Consider the following 22,316-nt stretch of genomic DNA (forward strand, 5'->3'; position numbering starts at 1 on the left):
GGCAATACAAGGAAATAGTATGGCGGTTTTAACCCAGTTCGACAGTCAACTCTGGCAATGGTGTGATATGAGCTATGCGCAAAACAAAGCGCTCTGTCTCGAATTGCAAAATAGCTGTCAGGTGAACGTCAATCTACTGCTACTGGCACAATATTTAGATATCACTATGGATGTGTCTGGGCCGCAGCAATACAGTACAGACCAATGGCAAACGCTGATGAGCGCCGTGGGTGAATGGGATGAAAGATTTCTCATGCCCTACCGCAAATTACGTAAACTCGCTAAGTCCAGCTTGAATGAGCAAGAGTATCAGCAGATGCTCGCCGTTGAGCTGATGATGGAACGTAAAGCGCAGCGAACCATCTCAAATAAACTCAATGAACTCAGCCCATGCGGCCAAGCAACGAATCTGGTGAGCTACTTAAGCTTGTTTGGACTCAGTGACATGGACGCCAACGAAATCGGCCTCACCGCGCCCTGACCTAATCTAAAAAAACAAATTCAAATCAATCACATACAAGTAATAACAAGCTGAATCAAATTAACACTATGATCATCTGAACCGCTAACAGCTGCGGCCTTGTGGATAGCGTTGACAGTCATCCTTGATCACCAACCAATTCAGCTGACTCTCAGTATAAATATGGTACCTAGGCTGAACTTGGTTAGCGTCGTCCAGACTCGCTATGCTCAAGGTCGAGTAATCGGGATATTGAGTATGTCGGTAGGTTAACGATGTACCGCATTGGTCACAAAATCCACGGCGAATAAACTCAGACGATGCAAACTCAGTCACCAGACCTTTCAACCATCTAACTTGGCCTGTTTTAAAATCCATCCAAGCCCCAAATGCAGAGCCCGTGCTTTTTTGGCACGAACGGCAGTGGCAATAATCCGCATCGAAGGGTTCACCTTCAATCTGATAACGAATCGCGCCGCATAAGCAGCCACCTTCACGTACTCTATTTTTAGGCATACACACTCCCATTTCCGACTACCCGCATGCTCCCTTGAGTAGCGCTTCATCTCGATAAAATAAACCGCTGCGATTTACCTTACCGACATTGAACCGCTACAAAGGAAAGTTAATTAAGCATCGATTTCTTGCTGTAACTTTTCCAGCTCATCCAAAATATGCAGAAATTTTTGGCCAAACTCAGTCACTTGATACTCGACACGCGGCGGCAGCTCGTTATAAATGACCTTATCTAAGATGCCAAATTCTATGTTCTTTTTTAAACATTGATTCAATACCTTAGTTGAGAGCCCCTCAACGGAGCGCACCATTTCCCCCGGTCTTTGTACCCCACTGGCCAACAGCTGATAAACCGTTAATGACCATTTACAGCCATAAATCGTCTCGACCATACGCGCTGAACGCTCAGGGGGCGATTTGCGTGAAATAAATTTTTCATTGTTATTCATAAAGATGTACCAAAAAGTACCTGCCTTACCTATTTGTACTTACTGTTCAGACAGTTATTGAGTTCTTAAGATTACCACCTTGATAATACTTAGGAGTAGAAAATGCAATTTAATACCTCAAATCTCGCCATTATTGTCGGTGGTAGCAGCGGCATAGGTTTCGAAACGGCGAAACAACTGGCCGAACAAGGCGTATCAGTACTCATCGTCAGTAATCAGCAAGATAAACTCACCGCAGCCGTTGCTGCGATCAAACATGCCCATCCAGCAGCCGAGTTACGCGTCGACGGTTTTCAAGCCAACCTTTACCAAGCTGCCGATCTTAATCGGTTGATTGCACACATCACCCAGCTTGAGCAAAAGGTTGGCTACCTCGTCAATGCGGCGGGGTATTTCAATCCCAAATCCTTTATCGACCACTCAGAGGCTGATTACGATCTCTATATGGCGTTAAATAAAGCCCTATTCAAAATCACCCAAGCCGTAACCCACAAGATGATTGATGCGGGCGGTGGTAGTATAGTGAACATAGGTTCTATGTGGGCAAAACAAGCGGTTAAAGCCACACCTTCGTCAGCGTATTCCATGGCCAAAGCAGGATTACACGCATTAACCCAGCACTTAGCGATGGAACTGGCGGACAAGCATATTCGCGTCAACGCGGTTTCACCCGCCGTGGTTAATACGCCCATCTATAACGCTTTTATCCCAGAGGCAGAGCTAGACCAAGTGATTGAAAGCTTCAACGCTTTTCACCCGATTGGTCGAGTCGGCACGCCGAGCGATGTGGCGAACAGCATTTGTTTTCTTTTATCCAATGACACCAGCTGGGTGACCGGCGCGATTTGGGATGTTGATGGCGGCGTGATGGCTGGACGCAACTAATATTGCAGACACAGCAAGTATGCTAATACACAGCTAACATCGCAGAGCGCAGCTCGCACACTGTTAGCGCAGCAAGACGCAACGAACACAGTAAACAATCACTATTCTAAGTTAAGGTTAAATAAGGTCTAACACTATGCTCAATATGAACTTTAGCGAACGTGTCGTTATTGATACACAGCAGCAACCCTGGCTGCCAAGTCCTGCTCAAGGCGTTTGGCGCAAACCACTCGAGCGGGAGGCTAAAGAGTCTGGACACACCAGCAGCATAGTGAAATACGACGCGGGTTCGCAGTTTGCGACTCACAAGCATCCGCTAGGCGAGGAAATTTTTGTACTCGAAGGGGTATTTTCCGATGAAAACGGCGATTACCCCGCGGGCAGTTATCTTCGCCATCCGCCAGGGAGCCAACACGCGCCGTTTAGCCAAGAAGGCTGCGTTATCTTAGTCAAACTCAATCAATTCAATCCGCGAGATCTTGATGTGGTCAAGATTAATACTCAGCAGACTCCTTGGTTACAAGGCATAGGCGGCTTGCAAGTGATGCCGCTACATGAATTCGAGCATGAACATACCGCGTTAGTGAAATGGCCTAAGGGTGAAACCTTTCAACCCCATCGGCATTTTGGCGGCGAAGAAATATTGGTGTTATCGGGCAAGTTTCAAGATGATCAAGGGGAATATCCGCGCCACACTTGGATACGCAGTCCGCACATGAGCGGTCATTTTCCTTTTGTCGAAGAGGAAACCATTATCTTAGTGAAAACAGGACATTTACCCATTAGCACCATTCAGCCCTAAGCCACGGCGAGCATTGTCTTAAGCTACATACATTTCTGCAGCTGAGCCCTCTGCAACAGAATCATTGGCTAGAATAAAAAATCACCCTTTGCCCTCGGTGAGCTTTTGCGCAAGTGCGGTGGCATTACGCGCTGTGATGCCATAAATCGACAGCTGCGGGTTAGCGCCAAGGCTGGTAGGGAAGATAGACCCATCCATTACAGACAGATTTTCTAAATAGTGCGACTGGCCATAACTGTTGACCATAGAAAGCTTTTCATCTTCGCCGAAGGGACAACCGCCCATCACATGGGCCGATGCGACGATAGTACGCAGTGGCGCGAGTGACATCTGCGCAATGCTCTCTTTGGCGTCCTTCCACGAAGATAAGTAAGGCATACCATCGCTGATCGGCAACACTTTTAATGCGCCCGCCGAGAATTGTAACTCCGCCATACTAGCAAAAGCGCGTCTCGCGGCCCGCCAAAAGGCATCGGTCAGCGGATAATCTAGGGTAAATCCCTTAGGGGTTAAGTGTACTTCACCGCCCTGACTGTCGGGATGATAACCATCGCGGATTAAGGCAATCGTCACTTGCAACTGATTGAACTGCGCCATTAACTCGGCATGACTCGCGCCATAACCTAAGGTTTTAGAGGCGATTAAAATCGGATGCACTGGTGGCACTTCGAGTTTATAACCGAGCTCCCCATCGGCGTCATTCTTCCACACAAACTCATCGGAATAGATAGATTGCGGCGCGCCACTATGGCCGTTTATCGAATCGGCAAACACGCCGCCGGATAACAAAGTCGGATGTAAAAAAGTGCGTTTACCCAAAAGTTTGTGGGGATCTGGCACCTGCGAGCGCATCAAAATCGTCGGCGTATGGATAGCGCCCGCACTCAAAATATAATGTTTAGCCTTAAATAACAGCTCAACGTCAGTGGGTCGTAAATTCACATCCAACGCCTGCGCTTTTAACGCAAACACTTGGCCATTATGGTGCTCAATCTTAGTCACTTTAGCGCGGCTGATCAGTTGCGCGCCTTTCTCAAGTGCCGAGGGAATCGTGGTGACTAACATAGATTGCTTCGCATTAACCGGACAACCCATGCCGCAATAGCCGGTATTCCAGCAACCCGCCACATTGCGTTTAATGACTGTGTATTCCCAGCCAAGATTGATACAACCTTGCTTCAGGGCGGCATTATTACGGTTAGGCTCATAGTTCCATTCATGGATATTGAGCCGCTGCTCCATTTGCTCAAACCAAGGGTCTAAGCTCTCGCGATTAAGCCCTGCAACCGACTTATGTTGCGCCCAAAAAGCTAACGCCTCGGTCGGCGTGCGAATAGAAGTGGTCCAGTTAACTGTGGTTGAGCCACCGACTGCGCGGCCTTGAAAAATCCCAATCGCCTTGTCGGCGGTTTTCATCGCAGCGGCTTGTTGATACAAGTTGGGATAAGCGACCCGCTCTTCCATATTAAAATCGCTGGAGGATTTTAGCGGCCCCGCCTCAATCATGATCACGCTTAGCCCTGCTTGGGTGAGGATTTCGGCCGCCACACCGCCACCAGCACCCGTGCCGACAATAATCACATCGGCTTCAAACTGTTGGTTTTCTTGCAATTGGCTCGCGTCGGTATGTAACCAACCTGAGTTTAAACCATTCACTATGGGATCTATGACTGCCAACTTGAGTGCTCCACTGTCGCGGGTAAGATGCTTATTATTGGACGTTTTATTCGGTTACAAACGGGCGAGCTATTTGAACAGTTCAGGTTTGGCATAATGCAGGCGGCTCCAATGTTCAGGGCAAGCGTAATAACTGGCCATCACTAATTCCCGCAACCCGAGATAAGCGGTTTGTAACAGCGCAAAATAACTGTGGCGCCAGGTTTCTAGCATTTCAGTTAACTCGGCGGGAGAGCGCATCAATAACGGTGTCATGCTTGAGGTCAGTACGAGTAAGCCGAGGCGATTTTCGAGCATATCGAGCAGTTCAAATAACTCGGTTTGCTGCTCCTCGGGTAGCACAGAAATTGACTGTTTGATGGCATCTAAAGTGCGATTTTGCGCCGCGAGCTTGTGAGTTGCCACATCGGGCAAAGCGCCGTCGAGCATCACAGGTAAAAGCACGCTAAACAACAAACGATAATCTTTGCCTTCGCTGTCCTCGGGCAAACTAAACTCAGGAGAATAAAGATTGACTCCTAAGGCTAACGCCGCCGTACCGGCAAACGCGCCCATCAAAAAGGTTCGTCGCTTCATCTCTATCTCCTAAATATCAATCTAAATGTCGGCCTAAATATCAGCATAAAAAACAATTGTGCTACACTGCCCACGCGTTTATATCCAAGCGACCTCAAAATAAGAATTTCAGCATTTTGAAGTCGCTTGGATATAAATTAAACACACGTTTTAATTTTCAGCAATAGCCGATACCAAGATAAACACCCATGCCAAATTCCTTTATGCCGCCTTGGTGGGCCAAGAGTCCCCATGTACAAACGATTTTACCCGTATTCACTAAGGTGGCCAAACCAGCATTACAGCGGCAGCGCTTAGAGTTGCCCGATGGCGATTTTGTCGATTTAGATTGGCAGGATTTTCCGCAGTCTGGCAAACCGATAGTGGTGATCATCCACGGCTTAGAAGGAAGTGCTCAGTCCCATTATGCGCGGCGGATACTGCAAGCCTGTAAAGAACAGCAACTCGCAGCCGTCGTGCACCATCACAGAAGTTGCTCGGGTGAGGCCAATCGCCTCGCGCGCAGTTATCACAGTGGTGACACGGACGATTTACAGTTTAGTCTATCGACACTGAAAAGCGCGTATCCGCAATCGCCATTATTCGCCGTAGGTTACAGCTTAGGCGGCAATGTGCTGACTAAGTATCAGGGCGAATATCAGGATGACAGTTTATTAGCCCGCGCAGTGGTTGTCTCGGCGCCGCTGCAATTGTCCGCCTGCGCAAAACGTTTAGAAAATGGTTTTTCGAAGGTATATCAAAGCTATTTAATCAAACAGTTGCAGCAAAAAATCAGCCATAAGCTGAACGATCCCGACTTAGCCATCTCTATGCCGCTGAGCCAGTTGCAGGTCGACCGTTTAAATACCTTCTATGATTTTGACGATAAAGTCACAGCGCCATTGCACGGCTTTGACGGCGTCGACGATTACTATACGCGTGCCAGTGGTTTACCCTTTGTCAGCCGCATTACTAAACCGACGCTTATCATCCATGCCAAGGACGATCCCTTTATGACCGATGAAGTGATCCCCCAGCCAAACCAATTATCGGGTTATGTAGAATACGAACTGCATCCCTATGGCGGTCATGTTGGCTTTATCGAAGGCGGTACACCTTGGAAACCGCGCTTCTATCTTGAGCGACGGATTTTACACTTTTTACTCGGCGATCAAAGTGTTGACCCACTTAGCGTAGACCCCATCACCAGCGGCAATATTCTCCAAGGAAGCACCGATGCTCATTCCATATGAAACCCTATTACAACTCCCGAAGGAAACGCTCGCCAATTTGATCCGCGAATATCTCTTCGGTCAAGTGGAGGATGGCAGCTTTGCCAGTCTCGATGAACAGGAACTGGCTCAGGCGATAGTCCAATGTCAACAAGCACTTAAACAAGGTAAGCTGAAATTAGAGTACAGTGAGGACGATGAGTCCTTCGCGATACGCTCGGCAGATCAAATAGCACAGCAGCAAGATTGACCAGTCCTACCTCTGTACCGTATAAATAGTACTCGCGTTTTTATCGCTTCCCCATAAGCGGCTCTTTTGGTTCCTAGCTAGGTAGAAAAAATGTCAGCAAAACATCCCATTATTGCAGTTACAGGCTCATCAGGCGCGGGAACCACTACGACGACCACCGCCTTTAGCCATATTTTTCGCCAACTAGGGATTAACGCCGCCTTTGTCGAAGGCGACAGCTTTCATCATTTTACCCGCGCTGAAATGGAAGTGATGATCCGTAAATCCCAAGCTGAAAACCGCAACCTCAGTTATTTTGGTCCAGAGGCCAATAACTTTGCCCGCTTGGAACAATGCTTTCGAGATTACAGCGCCACAGGCCAAGGCGAAACCCGCAGCTATTTACACACCTTCGATGAGGCCGTGCCTTTTAACCAGATGCCCGGCACTTTTACCCAATGGCGACCCTTGCCAGAAAATACCGACATGCTTTACTACGAAGGCCTGCATGGCGGCGTGGTTACCGGTGATGCCAATGTCGCCCAGCATGTCGATCTATTGATCGGCATGGTGCCCATAGTCAACTTAGAGTGGATCCAAAAAATTATCCGTGACACTTCGGAGCGCGGCCACAGCCGTGAAAAAGTCATGGGCTCGATTGTGCGCAGTATGGATGACTATATTAAGCACATGACGCCACAGTTCTCCCGCACTCACATTAACTTTCAGCGGGTGCCAACGGTCGATACCTCTAACCCCTTTAGCGCCAAAGATATTCCGAGCCTAGACGAGAGCTTTGTGGTGATCCGCTTTCGCGGCATCAATAATGTCGATTTTCCCTATTACCTTAATATGATCCAAGGATCATTTATGTCACGGGTTAACACCTTAGTGGTGCCCGGCGGTAAAATGTCGCTAGCCATGGAGCTTATCCTCACGCCTTTGATTAAAGATTTGATGGAAAAACGCCAGCAACTCAATACTCCAGAAGCGAACTAAACCCTAGCGGATTGGGGCGGGTTTGACTAAAGGCTAAGGAAATAAAGTCTTTTTTTGCAATAGATTAAGTTTGATTTAAGCCATTAGCGCTAATCTTGTCGGCATCGGGATTTCAGGCGAAAGAACGATAGTTGGCATACTCTTGGGAGTTAATTCCCCCATCTTGATCTGTTGATTTCCTTGAGTATGTCAGCAACCTCTTATGAACAGTTAATTCCACATCCATGCTTGATCTGTTGATTTCCTTGAGTATGTCAGCAACCTTTTAACGTAACGTTAAGTCTTCAAAGTTAATTCCATATCCGTGCTTGATCTGTTGATTACCTTAAGTATGTCCGCAACCTTATCTTAAATTCTAAGTTTTCAGAGTTAATTCCACATCCATACTTGATCTGTTGATTTCCTTGAATATGTCAGCAACCTTTAAGTCTTCAGCGTTACTTCCGCATTCATGCTTGATCTGTTGATTTCTTTGAGTATGTCAGCAACCTCATCTTAAGCTTTAAGTCTTCAGAGTTAATTCCACACCAATACTTGATCTATTGATCACCTTAAGTTTACCAACAACCACTTAACAAACAGTTAACTCCATACCTGTGCTTGATCCAGCCTGAATTTTAAACTGATTTTCTACGTACGAGATTCTTGTACATCACCATGCACTCTAAGGCTATGCCTCTGGGCGAGCAGTAGATGGATTCCTCTTCTAAACCTTCACCACCAAAACCGCAGTGGCGATAGAAATCCACCGCATTCAAAGTCGATTCTAACCTCAGCTGGGCAATACCTTGATTAAAAGCCATGGTTTCAATAAATTGCAGTAGCACTTTACCGACCCCAAGCCCCATAGTATCGGGGGAGACAAACAGCGCTTCTAACTGTGCGTAGGGTTCATCCAACATAACCATACCGACCACTCTCTTAAGCGGCGGCTCGTCATTGGATTGTTCTGCCACATAAAAATGCGCATCGACGATACGACTAAATTGCTCAGTCAGTTCGCCTTCGGTCCAAATAATCAGATCGCCCGCATCATAAAATCCGGCGCAGCCTTTATTGATAGCAGCATTGCGGATATCCCAGCAGGCCTGAGCATCTGCTTTCGTTGCTTTTCGTATAGTTATCATAATGTTTCCCGATTAAAAACGCTCAGCCATAACATGCCATGAAGCCGCTGAAACACCAAGTAAACTATCGGCCTAGTATTTCACCCAATAAAAAACCGCCCGTAGGCGGTTTTAATCCAGTCAGCAGAACCTTAATGGATCTGCGCAGACTTATCTAACTGAGTCTTAGCGCTAGACTTAAATCTAGGCTTAGCCTTTGATCAATTCACTAATGGTCAATACGCCGTGGGTCGTTGCACCCGCGCCCCACATGGCAGAAGCTGAATCTTCAAAGGCGCCCGCTAAATCAACGTGCAACCATTTAGCTTCTGGTGAAACAAAGCGCCATAGGAAACCAGCCGCATTAGAAGCACCACCTGCACCGCCGCCTTTCATTGCGCGGCTGTTGGCTGTGTCAGCATAGGCAGATGGACACATTTCTTTGTGCCAAGGATCCAATGGCAACGGCCATACACGCTCGGCAACACTCGTGGCTTTTTGCTGGGCCAGTTGCAACACATCAGTCTGTGGCGAGAAAATCGCGTTGTAGTTAGAACCCACTGCCATCACAGCGGCGCCTGTAAGGGTCGCTGCATCGATAATAAAAGGAGCGCCTGTCGCAGAAGCGGCTTGCAGACCATCTGCCAACACTAAGCGCCCTTCCGCATCTGTGTTCACCACTTCAACTGTTATACCATTTTTGTAGGTCAGAATATCACCTAACTTATAGGCGCGGCCGCTGATCAAGTTTTCAGCGCAACATAAGAAGAGTTTAACCCGTTTGTTTAGGCCAGATTTAATTGCTAAACCAAGCGCTGCAGTCACAGTCGCCGCGCCGCCCATGTCGCATTTCATGCCTAACATGCCTTCAGAGGCTTTGATGCTGTAACCGCCAGAATCAAAGGTAATCCCTTTACCCACAAGCGCCACAGACACGGGTGCATCGGCGGCTAATGGGTTGAAGTCTAACGCTAACATTGCCGGTGGACGCTCACTGCCGCGGCCCACTGCATGGATACCAATCCACTGTTCTTCGAGCAGCGCTTCGCCTTCGATAATCCGATAGCTCACCTTATCGCCACCGATTTCAGCCAACCATTTCGCCGCTTGTTGGGCAAGCTTCACTGGCGATAGGTTTTCAGGCGTATCGTTGATCAGTTGACGGGCAAAGGTTGCCACATCGAGTCGACGTTGCAATTCAGCTTGTACAGCTTCATCACCACACCAATGGATTTGATAACCTGGTTTTGCCGTCGCGAAACCTTGGGCAAACACCCACTGACTATTGAGATCCCAAAGCTGCCCAGCTAACATCACACTGCTAATACCTTGGCTGCGCAGTTTACGGGCCGCCATTTGAATTTGACGCAGCTCATCGCCACCCGCTAAATGAATTTGCGCACCGTCGGCGGTATAAGTCACATCGGCTTTGCCCCAGTGGGCGGCCGGCGCTTCTTTGGTTAATTGCACTTTCATTAATTCAGTTACTTTTAGTTCACTCATTAGGGATCCTTATTTTTCGATTCGTTTTAGAACAATCAGAACAAACTTTATGGCGGCAGTTTACTGCTAGCAGGCGATGACGCAAAGCGATTGGCTAAAGTTACTCAGGTAAAATCTGTAAACATTTGCGAAATTTGCTAGGCTTTGCGGCCTAGAACAGCCGATATAGGTCTACCGATGGAATTTACTCCGCCACTACAACAGGGCATTTTACTGCGCCGCTATAAACGTTTTCTGGCCGATGTGCAGCTAAGCGACGGCAGTGAGATCACTCTGCATTGCCCCAATACAGGTTCTATGCGTAATTGCTTGTATCCCGGTGAAACCGTATGGTTTTCTACCTCTGATAACCCTAAACGTAAGTACGCCCATACATGGGAACTGATGACCACGCCAGATGCTGGCCTAATCGGTATCCACTCGGGTCAAGCGAACACCTTAGCCGAAGAAGCCATCAATAAAGGTATCATCAAGGAGCTCACAGGTTATGACAGCCTAAGCCGTGAAGTTAAATATGGTGATGAAAATAGCCGCATCGACATCCTGCTACAGGGTGCTCAAAAACCCGCCTGTTATATAGAAGTCAAAAGTTGTACTTTGCTTGAGGATGGCCAAGGTTATTTTCCTGATGCGGTGAGCCTACGAGGTCAAAAACATTTACGTGAATTGATGCACATGGTCAGTCAAGGCCACAGAGCCGTATTGCTGTTTGTGGTGCAGCACAGTGACATATTCAGTGTTGCCCCCGCAGCACATATCGACCCTGAATATGCTAAGTTACTGAAAAAAGCAGTGTTAGCTGGAGTTGAAGTCCTTGCCTATCGCTGCGAAATGTCCCCGACTGAGATTCACCTAGCCCAAGCCTGTGTTGTCCGAGTATGATGTTAAGGCTGAGTTAAATTTGATTTCATTTGAATTAGCGAACATAGTCAAAAAATTCAATCAAAGCAGAATGAAAAGTTTGCCTCGATGTGAAGATTCTGCTATAGATAGCGGCCGTTCTTAAGGACGCCCTACAAACGCAAATGATTACAGGAGATGCGTTATGCCTGAAGGCACCAAAAAACTTGGCGTACTCGCTATCGCAGGTGTAAATCCTTACCAGGAAAAACCGGGTGAGGAGTATATGAACGCTAAGCAACTGGGTCACTTCAAGACAATTCTTGAAGCTTGGCGCAATCAGTTGCGTGAAGAGGTCGACCGTACTCTTAGCCACATGCAGGACGAAGCCGCAAACTTTCCCGATCCTGTTGACCGTGCAGCACAAGAAGAAGAGTTCAGCCTCGAACTTCGTGCTCGCGATAGAGAACGTAAGCTGATCAAAAAAATCGAAAAAACACTGCAAAAAATTGAAGAAGACGATTTCGGCTTCTGTGATTCTTGCGGTATCGAAATCGGCATCCGCCGTCTCGAAGCGCGTCCAACAGCCGATCAATGTATCGACTGTAAAACGCTTGCAGAGATCAAAGAGAAACAAATGGCTGGTTAATCAAGCATACTGGGCGGGGATTTCCCCGCCTATTTGTTTCTAACAACACCTTGACTCTTAGAGTTGAAGCCAAGCTCACTCCAATTTACCCCGATTCGCTTTTATCTTTGTATCCCTCTAAAATACGCCCACTTTGACTGACACTAGCTGCTAACTCAGTAATATGGCGACTTTATCCTCCCCAACTTCAATTTATCGCCCCTATGTCGGACGTTTTGCGCCTTCGCCTTCGGGTGCCTTGCACTTTGGCTCGCTTATCGCCGCCCTTGGCAGTTATCTGCGTGCGCGTTCGCAACAGGGTAAATGGTTAATTCGCATTGAAGACATCGATCCTCCACGGGAAGTCAAAGGCGCCGCCGATGATATCTTGCGCACCTTAGAAGCCTATGGATTTGAGTGGGATGATGTGCCTCTGTATCAGAGCCAGCGCACTGCTGCCTATCAAGCACAAATTGATTCGCTTCTCGCCGAAAATAAAGCCTATTTCTGCCAATGTAGTCGCAAGCAAATTCAAGCCATGGGCGGCGTCTACGATGGCCGCTGTCACAGCTTGCCACAAACCCAAGCTGCAAATGTGGTTAAGTCTGGGGCGGTGCGGATAGTTAATACCGCGCAAGTGCAGCAATTTAACGATAACCTCATGGGGCATATTTGCGTCGATAGCCATTTTGCCGCCGAGGATTTCATCATCAAACGCAGCGATGGCCTGTACGCCTATCAACTGGCCGTGGTGCTCGACGATGCTTATCAAGGCATCACTGAAGTGGTTCGAGGTTGTGACTTAATCGAAGCCAGTTGTCGCCAACTGAGTTTGTATCAAAACTTTGGCTTGGCGGCACCGCAATGGTTGCACTTGCCACTCGCCTGTTTAAGTCAGGGATTTAAACTTTCCAAACAGAATCATGCGCAGGCGATTGATACGCTTAATCCACAGGCAAGCCTCAATGCGGCGCTGGCATTTTTAGGCCAACAACCTGTTGAGATCCAAGGTTCTGTGGCACAAATGCTCGTTCAAGCCGTGGATCAGTTTCAATTATCCACTATACCGCAACAATCTGAGATACTGATCGAGCCCTGATATACTCATTAGGCTGCATTTGGTATATGATAGCCGCCAGATTTTTAATCAAATAACAGATCATATTTCGAGGTGTCCCATTTTTCGCCGTATCAGCCAATTCTGCAAACAGCTATTTGAAGACGCGCCTAAAACGACCGCTCCGACTCAAGCTCAGATTGAACCAACAACACCTGAACAAAGTTCCGGTGCGTTAAGCTTAGAGTTAGTGCCGAGAGATGCCCATACCATCTCGCGCAAACAAATCAGCGAAAATGCCCTTAAGGTATTATACAGACTGAATAAATCAGGTTTTAAGGCCTATTTAGTCGGCGGCGGTGTACGCGATTTACTCTTAGGGATTGAACCGAAAGATTTCGACGTAGTGACCAATGCGACACCGGAAGAAATCAAAAAACTATTCCGCAACTGCCGAGTCGTCGGTCGTCGTTTCCGTCTGGCGCATATCGTTTTCGGCCGCGATGTTATCGAAGTGGCGACCTTTCGTGGTCACCATGGCGAAAGCAATGAGAAAGTTTCCAAAGCCAATGCCGAAGGGCGTTTGCTACGTGATAACGTCTATGGCGAAATCGACGAAGATGCTGAGCGCCGCGACTTTACCGTCAATGCCCTCTATTACGATATCAGCGATTACTCGATCCGCAGCTACGGCGGCGGTATGACAGATCTTAAAGCGGGCACGCTGAGACTCATTGGCGATCCAGAAACCCGTTACCGTGAAGATCCCGTACGTATGTTAAGGGCGGTGCGTTTCGCCACTAAACTCAACATGGGTATCGAAACCGTCACTGCGGCGCCGATTAAACAATTAGCGCCACTGCTAAAAGATATTCCTGCTGCGCGTATGTACGAAGAAGTGCTGAAACTCTTCTTTGCAGGCAAAGCCTTAGCCAACTTCGAACTGATGCAAGAATACAAGCTATTTGCGCCGCTGTTTCCGCAAGTGGCCGCTCTGCTAAAAGATGATCCTAAAGGCACGACCATGAAAATGGTGCAAGCCATCATGAAGAGCACAGATCAAAGAGTTAACGAAGATAAGCCGGTGACGCCTTCATTCTTCTATGCTTCGCTTCTCTGGTATCCACTGCGTCAACGCGCCGAAGATATTGCCGTTGAAAGTGGCCTGACGTTATACGATGCCTTCTTTGCTGCTATGGGCGATGTGATGGAGCAGCAATGTCAAACCATTAGCATTCCACGCCGTTTTAGTACGCCAGCAAAAGACATTTGGCAGTTACAGTTACGCTTTGACCGTAGCCAAGGTACTCGTGCCTTTAAACTAATGGAACACCCTAAGTTTAGAGCCGCATACGATTTGCTATTGCTCAGGGGCGAAGTCGAAGCAGGTAATGTCGCTAAGAGTGCCGCTTGGTGGCAACAGTTTGTTGAAGCCGATGAAACGGAACGCTTAGCCATTGCGCGTAGCGGCAGTAAATCGCCAAATCGCAACCGTAATGCCACTCAACGTCGTCGCCGTCCTCGCGCGCCGAATGCCGATGGTTCAGCTGCGACGAGCGCACCTAAAACAAGTGGCACGCCAAAAGCGAAAGCGGCGGAATAATGCCTCGCGTCTACGTCGCATTAGGCGCGAATCTCGACGATCCCAAGGCGCAATTGGACAATGCCGTCACGGCATTGTCCGCATTAGCCTTAGGCAATAGTCTACTGGTTTCTCCTTATTATCATTCGACGCCTATGGGCGATGTCGTGCAACCCGATTATGTTAATGCGGTGGTCAGTTTCGATACTGATCTTGAGCCATTAGCCTTACTCGATGCATTGCAGCATATCGAAAACACCCAAGGTCGAGTGCGCCTTGAGCGTTGGGGACCCAGAACCTTAGATCTCGATTTACTCTTGTATGGCAATGAGAACATTGACATTCCCAGACTCCAAGTGCCCCACTACGGCATGAAAGAGCGCAGCTTTGTGCTCGTGCCTTTAGCCGCAATCGCACCGAATCTTATTCTGCCGTGCAACACTGCAATCGGCAGTCTTATCGATACAAAAATGTTGGCCGAGTTACAACAACTGGGCATTGATCATTGAAGTCCGTCCCCAGTTAGCTTATAACACCACTTCTATTTGGTTTGAAGATCATCCATATGTCTAAAATTACTAGCTCAACCCTGTTGAAATACAAACAGGAAGGTAGAAAATTCACGGCACTGACAGCCTATGATGCCAGTTTTGCCAGCGCGTTCGATAGCGAAGGTGTAGATGTGCTGCTCGTCGGCGATTCTCTAGGAATGGTTCTCCAAGGCCATGACGATACCCTACCCGTCTCTACGGCGGATATCGCTTACCATACTCGCTGTGTCCGTCGCGGTATCGAACGTGCCCTGCTGATCGCCGATATGCCCTTTATGAGTTACGCCACACCAGAACAAGCTATGGTTAACGCCACTGAGTTGATGCAGGCTGGCGCGAACATGGTCAAAGTCGAAGGTGGCCACTGGTTACTCGAAACGGTCACTAAGCTAACCGAACGCGGTATTCCCGTGTGTGCTCATTTAGGCTTAACGCCTCAGTCAGTCCATGTGTTTGGTGGTTTTAAAGTGCAAGGCCGCGACGCCGAAAATGCCCAACGCATCCTCGACGAAGCAAAAGCATTAGAAGCAGCCGGTGCTCAACTATTGGTTGTGGAATGCATTCCTGCGCCACTCGCAGCGGCGATCACTCAAGCCTTAACGATTCCGGTTATTGGGATTGGCGCGGGCGCATCGACCGATGGCCAAATTTTGGTTATGCATGATGTGTTAGGTATTTCAAGTGGTTATATTCCACGTTTCTCGAAAAACTACCTAAAACAAACCGGTGAAATTCGTTCTGCCGTGCGTGCTTATATCGACGAAGTTGCCCAAGGAACATTCCCTGGCGAAGAACACACTTTTAACTAATAACCGATTTATGCAAGGTAAGGCTCAATGATCACTAGCGCCCATATTGATGATATTCGCACCCAAGTGCGTGCATGGCGTGCCAAGGGCGAAACTGTCGCCTTTGTGCCTACCATGGGTAATCTCCATCAGGGACACATTACTTTAGTCAAAGAAGCCGCGAGCAAGTGCGACCATGTGGTGGCCTCTATTTTCGTTAATCCAATGCAATTTGGTCAGAACGAAGATCTGGATGCTTACCCACGCACACTCGCTGCCGACAGCGAAGCCCTCACGGCCGCTGGCGCTGAGCTATTATTCACCCCAACGCCAGCCGTGATGTATCCCAAGGGTCTAGAGCAACAAACCTATGTCGAAGTCCCAGGGATTTCCGACGTGCTTTGTGGTGCTAGCCGTCCGGGGCATTTCCGTGGCGTTGCGACTATCGTTTGTAAACTGTTTAACATAGTACAGCCCGATGTGGCGCTATTCGGTAATAAAGACTATCAACAGCTATTCGCGATCAAAACTATGGTTGAAGACTTGTCATTACCGATTGAAATTATCGGTGTAGATACCATACGTGAGGACTCAGGTTTAGCCATGAGTTCACGCAATGGTTACCTCACTGCCGCAGAAAAAGCCGCAGCGCCTGCACTAAAACAAGCCATAGATGCCATGGCCGCAGGGATCAAGCAGGGTGAGAGCTTTGAGCAAGTAACTGAGCAAGCAAAAGCCAGTTTAGTCGCAGCAGGTTTTACGCCGGATTACCTCGAAATTCGCCACGCTCACACGCTTGAACAAGCCCAAAATCAAGATCAAACCTTAGTGATTTTAGCCGCGGCCTATATAGGCAAAGCGCGGCTTATCGATAACTTAAGGTTCGATCGCTAACACTTAGCGTTATCAATCAATAAAAAGGAGCGCTCGCTCCTTTTTTTATGTTTTCAATCTCCCTAGCATCCTCAATTTTCTTGTTTAGAATCAACCCTAGCGCCAAAAAATTGAATCGTCAAAAAACTGGTTTTATCCCTAAACTTACGCCATAGTATGATGCAGATGTTAACGCTAAGTAAAAAGCTGACCGCAACAATAAACGCAGTAAATTTGCCCCTTTACTGATATATGGCTAATACTTTAATGCCTTAGGTTTAATGGCTCAAGAACCCAGCGTCCCACCAGGACGAGACATAAATCACTGGTTGAACAGACTTAATAACGCGAGCATTAATACCAATCGTATTAAATATCTGTTCATTCAGCGGGAGTTCAACGCGCTTTAGACAAGGCGAAGGCTTGAAGGCATAGTGGTGCTCTGTCGAAAGCCTTAAACGCAGTATTAAGCGCGTTGCCATGTAGTGAACATCAGCCGCCCTTCGGGAGCCACACAGGCACCCCACTCCGGTGTTGCATTGACTTAAAAGGGAATAACCATTTCTGCGTCAATGCGCCTTGGATTGAGATGCCTGTGAGGCTCTGAACTGATTAGATATTTAATGTGATTGGTATAAGCTGACTTTTTATCAATTGTAATCAAATAACTAAATCATAATCGCTATGCTAGTGTACAAAGGATTTGTGGCCTAATGGCAAGACTGATACTCACCCTAATTTGTGTTATGTTGCCTAGTGCAGTACAGGCAAATACCATTTATAAATGCCGTAAAGATGACAAAATTGTCTTTAGCCAAACCGCTTGCCCGCAGGAATTTAGCCAACATAAAATCGAATATCAGCTGGGGATCACCACAGAAGTCGACTCAGATAAAAGGGACATTCCAGTCGATCCCCTGCAAGCGCTACTGAATCGCCAAACCATTTCTAAAGAGAAATTATTGCAATTACTCGATGGCGAGATCTATCGACTTAAACAGGAGAACAGCTATTTTGAAATCCTGCGCGCCAGTGAATTACAAAAACTAGAACGTAAGCGTTACTGGCAGAATAAAGAGAAAAGCGATCCTGAATACATTAACGAAATGGACGATATCAATACTCGCTTCAATGCGTTAACCGTGAGCAATAACAGTGCGATGCAGCAACTGAAAGATCGTAAAAGCCAAATCAGTACTGAGGTATCCCCTGAAGAATCAAAATAACCAGAAAAACACTGATCTCATATAAAAGGTTAATGCTCAGCTTGCCACTCATTCACCAAGGAATTCGACCACTATGGTCGAATTTTTCTACTCATCAAACCGCTCATTGACTCTTCATCCTCTTTAAGGACTGCTGTAGATAAAACCTCCTAGTTCGCCTTTGAACACGCTGTAATACCGCTAAATAGCCCTTGAATTGAGTCAATCCACACACCAGTATTCCCACCATATTTTCTATAATTTGTTTCCCCGAAAAATATCACGTGACAGTCGATGCATTGCTTGATTTTGTTGCAGCATTGTTTAAAAACTGAAGAATAACTTAGCAACGAGTACGACTTAACTACTAGACCAACTAGACTACTCTACCTAAAAAAATACTCTCTAAAAAACAGATAAACATAACTGAATCAATTGGATGACAATAAATCCATCATTTATCTACTGTGAATCCTTTGTGTAATAAATACCCTTTTGGCCAATTGCGGCATATTAACGGGACTCGTATCTTCAGGGCTGAATTTGGAGTGTCTGTTGTTTTAGACACCCCAAGATATTTGATGCAAGGAGTCACCCGTGCCAAATACCTCTATACGCTTTTTGGTACCGCTGATCTTGCTCTGTAGTTGTATGACCTCAGCACAAGAGCTGAATGTCAATGAGTTACCCGTAACCCTGCAGGCATTAATGGAACGTTCCGGTCGCGATAACCTTATCGAACTGGTGCAACAAGGCAATGCTAACCAAGGATTACTGTTCCAATCAGGCAACGATAACAAGGCCGATGTGACACAAGTGGGCAATGATAACGATGCGCTAATCACGCAGATTGGTTCAAACAATGAGGTGCAACTACTGCAGGTCGGCAGTCGCAATACGGCTTCAGTGACACAAATTGGCAACAACAATCTAGTGCAACTGAACCAACTAGGAAGCGGCAATTTTTCGATTCAACAGATTGCAGACGGTGCTGCAATCTCAATAACTCAATATTAAACAGGGAGCGTCACATGAAATCACAAGCTAAAAAATCACTTATTGCTTTAGCCATTGCAACGGGTTTAAGCGGTCAAGCTTTTGCCGCCAGTACTGTAAGCGAGATTAGCGTATTGCAAGCGGGTCAAGCCCAAGACACGTTAGTCTCACAAACGGGTGTCATTAACGCTGCAGCGGTTGTGCAAACGGGCACAGATCAAACCGCAACCGTTATCCAAGACGGTGTGTGGCATGAAGCCGCGATTAATTCGACGGGTGTTGATAACAAAGTCCAAATAACGCAACAAGTTGACTGGCATGTGGCAAGCGCAAATGTTGTAGGTGACAACAACAATGTCAATGTGTCGCAAGACGGTTTCTTTAACCAAAGCAGCAATGATGTTACTGGCAACGATAACACGGTAATCATTAACCAATTAGGCGAAGTCAACGAAAGCCAAGTTGAAATCACTGGCGCTGAAAACAGCGTATTTGTTGAGCAAGAAGGCGATGCTAACTTTGCAGTATTCCGCGTTGAAGGCAGCAACAACGATGGGAAAATAACCCAAGTGGGTGACAACAACCAAGCGGGTTTAATCGCTCTCGACTTAACCGCTAACGTAGGGAACAACAACGACGTTTCTGTTAATCAAGCGGGTAACAATAACTTTGGCGCGGCTAAAGGTATTGCAGGCGACAACAACACAGTAGACATGGTCCAAAAGGGTGATAACCATGTTGGTTTCGTTTACGCACTTGCAGGCAGCGACAACGATATTTCAATGGATCAAAAAGGTAACGGCAACACGGCTTATCTTGCTATGACTACGGGTAATGACAACACTGTCGATATTACCCAAAATGGCAGCGGCAACACTATCGGTGATACTTTAGTGGCCGATATCCAAGGTAATGATAACGATATTACTATCACCCAAAAAGGCGATGTCAACGGTGCAGAGTTCCAAGTATGGGGCGATAGCAACGATGTTGACTTGAAACAAAAAGGCGATGCTAACTTCGCGACCTTTGGCGCATACGGCACAGATAACGACTTCGATTTATCTTCTAAAGGCGATAACAACGAAATCGTTGCCTTCGCATCAGGTGAAGACAACAGCATTGAAGTGAGCCAAGAAGGCGATATCAACTTTGCCTATGTCGATGCAGTGGGTAGCGATAACGAAGTTGATGTTGAGCAAGATGGCGCTCAAAACGAAGCCGTCATTTCCATTGCTGGCAACAATAATGCCGATGTCACGGCACTGCAAGATGGTGATCTTAACCTTATCGATTTGATTATCGAAGGTGATGAAAACACTGCACAAATTGCTCAATCAGGTAACGGTAACTGGGTCGGTGGTGACGCAAGTAGCTCATTCGCAGTTAGCGGTGATAATAACAGCCTGTTGATCACTCAAACGGGTAATGACAACTTAGTATTAGGTTCTCAAGCTGGCAATAACAACAGCATCAGCGTTAATCAATCAGGCAATATGAACGTTGCTACTGTAGTACAATACTAACGAGTGCAGTTAAGTCGTCACAGTTAAATTCTTTAGCTGTGACATTTAAACGGCAATCAAAAATAAAGCGGGAATGTTTATTTAAACATTCCCGCTTTATTTATATTGATGAATCACCAAATGAGCTAATAATCATAAAAAAAATCAACAGTAACGACAAAAGACTCATTACAAAAACCTTTTACTGACTAGCTGCATAACTCAAAGTGGGTCTGATAGGTTTGCGCCCAACGCAACAATTCAACACGATTACGGGACTGGGTTTTACGGAAGATAGAGGAAATGTGTGCCTTCACCGTATGTTCGCTGATGCACAATCGGTGGGCGATTTCTTTATTCCTTGCGCCACTCGACACAAATTGAATAATAGTGCGCTCACGGGATGTCAGCATCTGCAGCATAGCCACTGAATCGGAGGGCATCTCATTATTGCCATCGAGCTTTTGTACTACCCGACGGAACACCTTACTCAGTAGTGTTCTATCGTACCACAGCTCCTCTGCCACCATTTTACGTAAACCCGTCAACATCAAATCCAAACGTTGATCGGCAAACAACAGGCCACGAATACCGAGTAACATAGCCGACTCTTGATCTAAAGAGTCTCGCTCGACTTGGTACAGCGCCACGGGGAAATGTGATACTAAGCGCGAAGCCAGTAAAGGTATTCCCTTGTTATCGAGTGCAGAGCCTTTTTGGGTGATCAAATAGAAACTTCGACGACTTTTATCTAAATCCAATTCCGCCGCATGTTTAACGACGCGAGTTTTCAAACCTATGGATTCAGCGAGTAACGCTAAATGACATGGCGCCGCCATTTGGTGTAAAAAAACTAACTCATTAATTGTGCTCAATGACTCTCCTCCCTGAAAAGTATTATCTATTAGCAAAATGGTATGTTTGACCAGCCTCTTTAGTTTGATTTTTAAACATTCCATTAACCTAGTTGATTCTGACTAGTTAAAGACTGAAAAACATCACCCAAATGTACTATTCCCTCTTTAATCCTAGTAAGTTCGACTAACTGACCGAAGACAATTGGAATAACAGTAGAAAATACTATTGAGCTTAACCGACTCACGAAACCTAGTACTTTCAAACTATGAAGACATCACCCCCAAAGTTGCAACAAAAAACTAACACCATAGTGTGACAGCTAAATGCCATCACACTCACGCCAAATGTTTTATGGAAGGATGAACTAATGATTCGAGTAGAAACAATCAGCAGCTCACTGCCACTAGCTCCTGAGTTTAAGTGCCGCTATTTGTTTATCTTGAAAACGAGACAATAAAACGAGTGCGACAACCGCGCCAATTAATGCCATCAACATGTCTGATTGAGTGTCCCATACATAGCCTTGGGTACCCAAAAAGGCTTCGGCACCTTCACCTGTTGCCACGGCAACCCACCATTCGATGAGTTCATAAAACGCCGAAAACGCGAGCACAAAACACGTGACTAAAAAAGCACACCAAGCACCGGGTTTGACCGCTTGATTACGCAGCATAATTTCACGCGCTAACATGGCAGGGATAAAGCCTTGAGCAAAATGACCTAACTTGTCGTAATTATTACGTTCTGAGCCCATCCAATGGGCAATAGTGTCGAATAATGGCACTTCGGCGTAGGTGTAATGCGCGCCGACAAACAACACACAGCAATGGGCTAACACTAAAACATACACCAGCGGCGTTAATGGGAAGCGTTTGCGGGTAAAAAATAGCAGTGGCACAGCCACTAATGCGGGAACCGCTTCGAGCCACCAAGTGAAAGGATCTGCGGGATTTATCACCGACCACACGAGCACTAAGAGGTAAATAGCACACCACGCGATTTTGTTATTCAATGTTTCTT

The 22,316-nt window shown here is 46.8% G+C and carries 25 protein-coding genes; 16 read left to right on the plus strand and 9 right to left on the minus strand.

Features of this window, described 5'->3' with window-relative positions; translation table 11 throughout:
• Window positions 1–19 precede the first annotated feature (19 nt).
• Window positions 20–481 (plus strand): TIGR02444 family protein, encoded by a 462-nt coding sequence (locus DYH48_RS16975; RefSeq protein WP_115335424.1) that lies wholly within the window; start codon window positions 20–22, stop codon window positions 479–481.
• Between the two features lie 84 nt (window positions 482–565).
• Here DYH48_RS16975 and DYH48_RS16980 read toward each other — a convergent pair whose 3' ends face one another.
• Both DYH48_RS16980 and DYH48_RS16985 read right to left on the minus strand, forming a co-directional pair.
• Window positions 566–976, minus strand: coding sequence for a GFA family protein (locus DYH48_RS16980; RefSeq protein ID WP_115335425.1), 411 nt, complete (start codon window positions 974–976; stop codon window positions 566–568).
• Between the two features lie 113 nt (window positions 977–1,089).
• Window positions 1,090–1,425, minus strand: coding sequence for a winged helix-turn-helix transcriptional regulator (locus DYH48_RS16985; RefSeq protein WP_115335426.1), 336 nt, complete (start codon window positions 1,423–1,425; stop codon window positions 1,090–1,092).
• Between the two features lie 102 nt (window positions 1,426–1,527).
• Here DYH48_RS16985 and DYH48_RS16990 point away from each other — a divergent pair, with 102 nt between their 5' ends.
• Both DYH48_RS16990 and DYH48_RS16995 read left to right on the plus strand, forming a co-directional pair.
• Window positions 1,528–2,310: an SDR family NAD(P)-dependent oxidoreductase gene (locus DYH48_RS16990; RefSeq protein ID WP_115335427.1), complete on the plus strand. Its 783-nt coding sequence runs from the start codon at window positions 1,528–1,530 to the stop codon at window positions 2,308–2,310.
• A gap of 136 nt (window positions 2,311–2,446) precedes the next feature.
• Entirely contained in the window at window positions 2,447–3,112 is a 666-nt protein-coding gene (locus DYH48_RS16995) for a cupin domain-containing protein (protein ID WP_115335428.1), read from the plus strand.
• 81 nt (window positions 3,113–3,193) lie between these two features.
• On the opposite strand, the gene DYH48_RS17000 is transcribed toward DYH48_RS16995, so the two are convergent.
• Window positions 3,194–4,789 carry a GMC family oxidoreductase gene (locus tag DYH48_RS17000; protein WP_115335429.1) on the minus strand — a complete coding sequence of 532 codons (1,596 nt, stop codon included), beginning with the start codon at window positions 4,787–4,789 and terminating at the stop codon, window positions 3,194–3,196.
• A 69-nt stretch (window positions 4,790–4,858) separates the two neighbouring features.
• Window positions 4,859–5,365, minus strand: coding sequence for a hypothetical protein (locus DYH48_RS17005; protein WP_006082960.1), 507 nt, complete (start codon window positions 5,363–5,365; stop codon window positions 4,859–4,861).
• A 188-nt stretch (window positions 5,366–5,553) separates the two neighbouring features.
• On the opposite strand from DYH48_RS17005, the gene DYH48_RS17010 reads away from it, so the two are divergent.
• The 3 genes from DYH48_RS17010 (at window position 5,554) to DYH48_RS17020 (ending at window position 7,804) form a co-directional block, all read left to right on the plus strand.
• Window positions 5,554–6,597, plus strand: coding sequence for a hydrolase (locus tag DYH48_RS17010; RefSeq protein WP_115335430.1), 1,044 nt, complete (start codon window positions 5,554–5,556; stop codon window positions 6,595–6,597).
• Complete coding sequence (locus DYH48_RS17015; protein WP_006085983.1) at window positions 6,581–6,826, plus strand: YheU family protein; 246 nt, start codon at window positions 6,581–6,583, stop codon at window positions 6,824–6,826. Before DYH48_RS17010 ends, DYH48_RS17015 begins: the two co-directional genes overlap by 17 nt.
• A 90-nt stretch (window positions 6,827–6,916) precedes the next feature.
• Window positions 6,917–7,804, plus strand: a complete 888-nt coding sequence (locus DYH48_RS17020; protein ID WP_006082963.1) for a phosphoribulokinase — start codon at window positions 6,917–6,919, stop codon at window positions 7,802–7,804.
• A gap of 617 nt (window positions 7,805–8,421) precedes the next feature.
• Here DYH48_RS17020 and DYH48_RS17025 read toward each other — a convergent pair.
• Together DYH48_RS17025 and pepB are read right to left on the minus strand one after the other, a co-directional pair.
• Complete coding sequence (locus DYH48_RS17025; protein ID WP_071940078.1) at window positions 8,422–8,931, minus strand: GNAT family N-acetyltransferase; 510 nt, start codon at window positions 8,929–8,931, stop codon at window positions 8,422–8,424.
• A gap of 189 nt (window positions 8,932–9,120) precedes the next feature.
• Window positions 9,121–10,413: an aminopeptidase PepB gene (pepB, locus tag DYH48_RS17030; RefSeq protein ID WP_115335431.1), complete on the minus strand. Its 1,293-nt coding sequence runs from the start codon at window positions 10,411–10,413 to the stop codon at window positions 9,121–9,123.
• Window positions 10,414–10,590: 177 nt separating this feature from the next.
• Here pepB and sfsA point away from each other — a divergent pair, with 177 nt between their 5' ends.
• The 7 genes from sfsA (at window position 10,591) to panC (ending at window position 16,753) form a co-directional block, all read left to right on the plus strand.
• Window positions 10,591–11,295, plus strand: coding sequence for a DNA/RNA nuclease SfsA (sfsA, locus tag DYH48_RS17035; RefSeq protein WP_006085987.1), 705 nt, complete (start codon window positions 10,591–10,593; stop codon window positions 11,293–11,295).
• A gap of 163 nt (window positions 11,296–11,458) precedes the next feature.
• Window positions 11,459–11,902: an RNA polymerase-binding protein DksA gene (gene dksA / locus DYH48_RS17040; protein WP_006082967.1), complete on the plus strand. Its 444-nt coding sequence runs from the start codon at window positions 11,459–11,461 to the stop codon at window positions 11,900–11,902.
• Window positions 11,903–12,065: 163 nt separating this feature from the next.
• Window positions 12,066–12,980: a tRNA glutamyl-Q(34) synthetase GluQRS gene (gluQRS, locus tag DYH48_RS17045; protein ID WP_115335432.1), complete on the plus strand. Its 915-nt coding sequence runs from the start codon at window positions 12,066–12,068 to the stop codon at window positions 12,978–12,980.
• Between the two features lie 19 nt (window positions 12,981–12,999).
• Window positions 13,000–14,541 carry a polynucleotide adenylyltransferase PcnB gene (locus tag DYH48_RS17050; protein WP_172481205.1) on the plus strand — a complete coding sequence of 514 codons (1,542 nt, stop codon included), beginning with the start codon at window positions 13,000–13,002 and terminating at the stop codon, window positions 14,539–14,541.
• Entirely contained in the window at window positions 14,541–15,029 is a 489-nt protein-coding gene (gene folK, locus DYH48_RS17055) for a 2-amino-4-hydroxy-6-hydroxymethyldihydropteridine diphosphokinase (RefSeq protein ID WP_115335433.1), read from the plus strand. The genes DYH48_RS17050 and folK overlap by 1 nt, the downstream gene beginning before the upstream one ends.
• A 56-nt stretch (window positions 15,030–15,085) precedes the next feature.
• Complete coding sequence (panB, locus tag DYH48_RS17060; RefSeq protein ID WP_006082971.1) at window positions 15,086–15,880, plus strand: 3-methyl-2-oxobutanoate hydroxymethyltransferase; 795 nt, start codon at window positions 15,086–15,088, stop codon at window positions 15,878–15,880.
• Window positions 15,881–15,907: 27 nt separating this feature from the next.
• A complete protein-coding gene (panC, locus tag DYH48_RS17065; RefSeq protein ID WP_115335434.1) occupies window positions 15,908–16,753 on the plus strand; it encodes a pantoate--beta-alanine ligase in 846 nt (281 codons plus the stop codon).
• Between the two features lie 257 nt (window positions 16,754–17,010).
• Here panC and DYH48_RS23985 read toward each other — a convergent pair whose 3' ends face one another.
• On the minus strand, window positions 17,011–17,214 hold the full coding sequence (locus DYH48_RS23985; protein ID WP_115335435.1) for a hypothetical protein: 204 nt from the start codon (window positions 17,212–17,214) through the stop codon (window positions 17,011–17,013).
• A gap of 231 nt (window positions 17,215–17,445) precedes the next feature.
• On the opposite strand from DYH48_RS23985, the gene DYH48_RS17075 reads away from it, so the two are divergent.
• From DYH48_RS17075 to DYH48_RS17085, 3 genes are all read left to right on the plus strand, one after another.
• A complete protein-coding gene (locus DYH48_RS17075; protein WP_006085991.1) occupies window positions 17,446–17,958 on the plus strand; it encodes a hypothetical protein in 513 nt (170 codons plus the stop codon).
• Window positions 17,959–18,534: 576 nt separating this feature from the next.
• Window positions 18,535–18,954 (plus strand): curlin, encoded by a 420-nt coding sequence (locus DYH48_RS17080; RefSeq protein ID WP_006082974.1) that lies wholly within the window; start codon window positions 18,535–18,537, stop codon window positions 18,952–18,954.
• A gap of 14 nt (window positions 18,955–18,968) precedes the next feature.
• Window positions 18,969–20,459: a curlin gene (locus DYH48_RS17085; RefSeq protein ID WP_115335436.1), complete on the plus strand. Its 1,491-nt coding sequence runs from the start codon at window positions 18,969–18,971 to the stop codon at window positions 20,457–20,459.
• A 188-nt stretch (window positions 20,460–20,647) separates the two neighbouring features.
• Here the strand turns inward: DYH48_RS17085 and DYH48_RS17090 are convergent, their stop codons facing one another.
• Both DYH48_RS17090 and DYH48_RS17095 read right to left on the minus strand, forming a co-directional pair.
• Window positions 20,648–21,313, minus strand: a complete 666-nt coding sequence (locus DYH48_RS17090) for a helix-turn-helix transcriptional regulator (protein ID WP_006082976.1) — start codon at window positions 21,311–21,313, stop codon at window positions 20,648–20,650.
• 386 nt (window positions 21,314–21,699) lie between these two features.
• Window positions 21,700–22,308, minus strand: a complete 609-nt coding sequence (locus DYH48_RS17095; RefSeq protein WP_006085994.1) for a DUF2238 domain-containing protein — start codon at window positions 22,306–22,308, stop codon at window positions 21,700–21,702.
• Window positions 22,309–22,316: the final 8 nt, after the last annotated feature.

Source organism: Shewanella baltica, from assembly GCF_900456975.1.
Lineage (GTDB): Bacteria > Pseudomonadota > Gammaproteobacteria > Enterobacterales > Shewanellaceae > Shewanella > Shewanella baltica.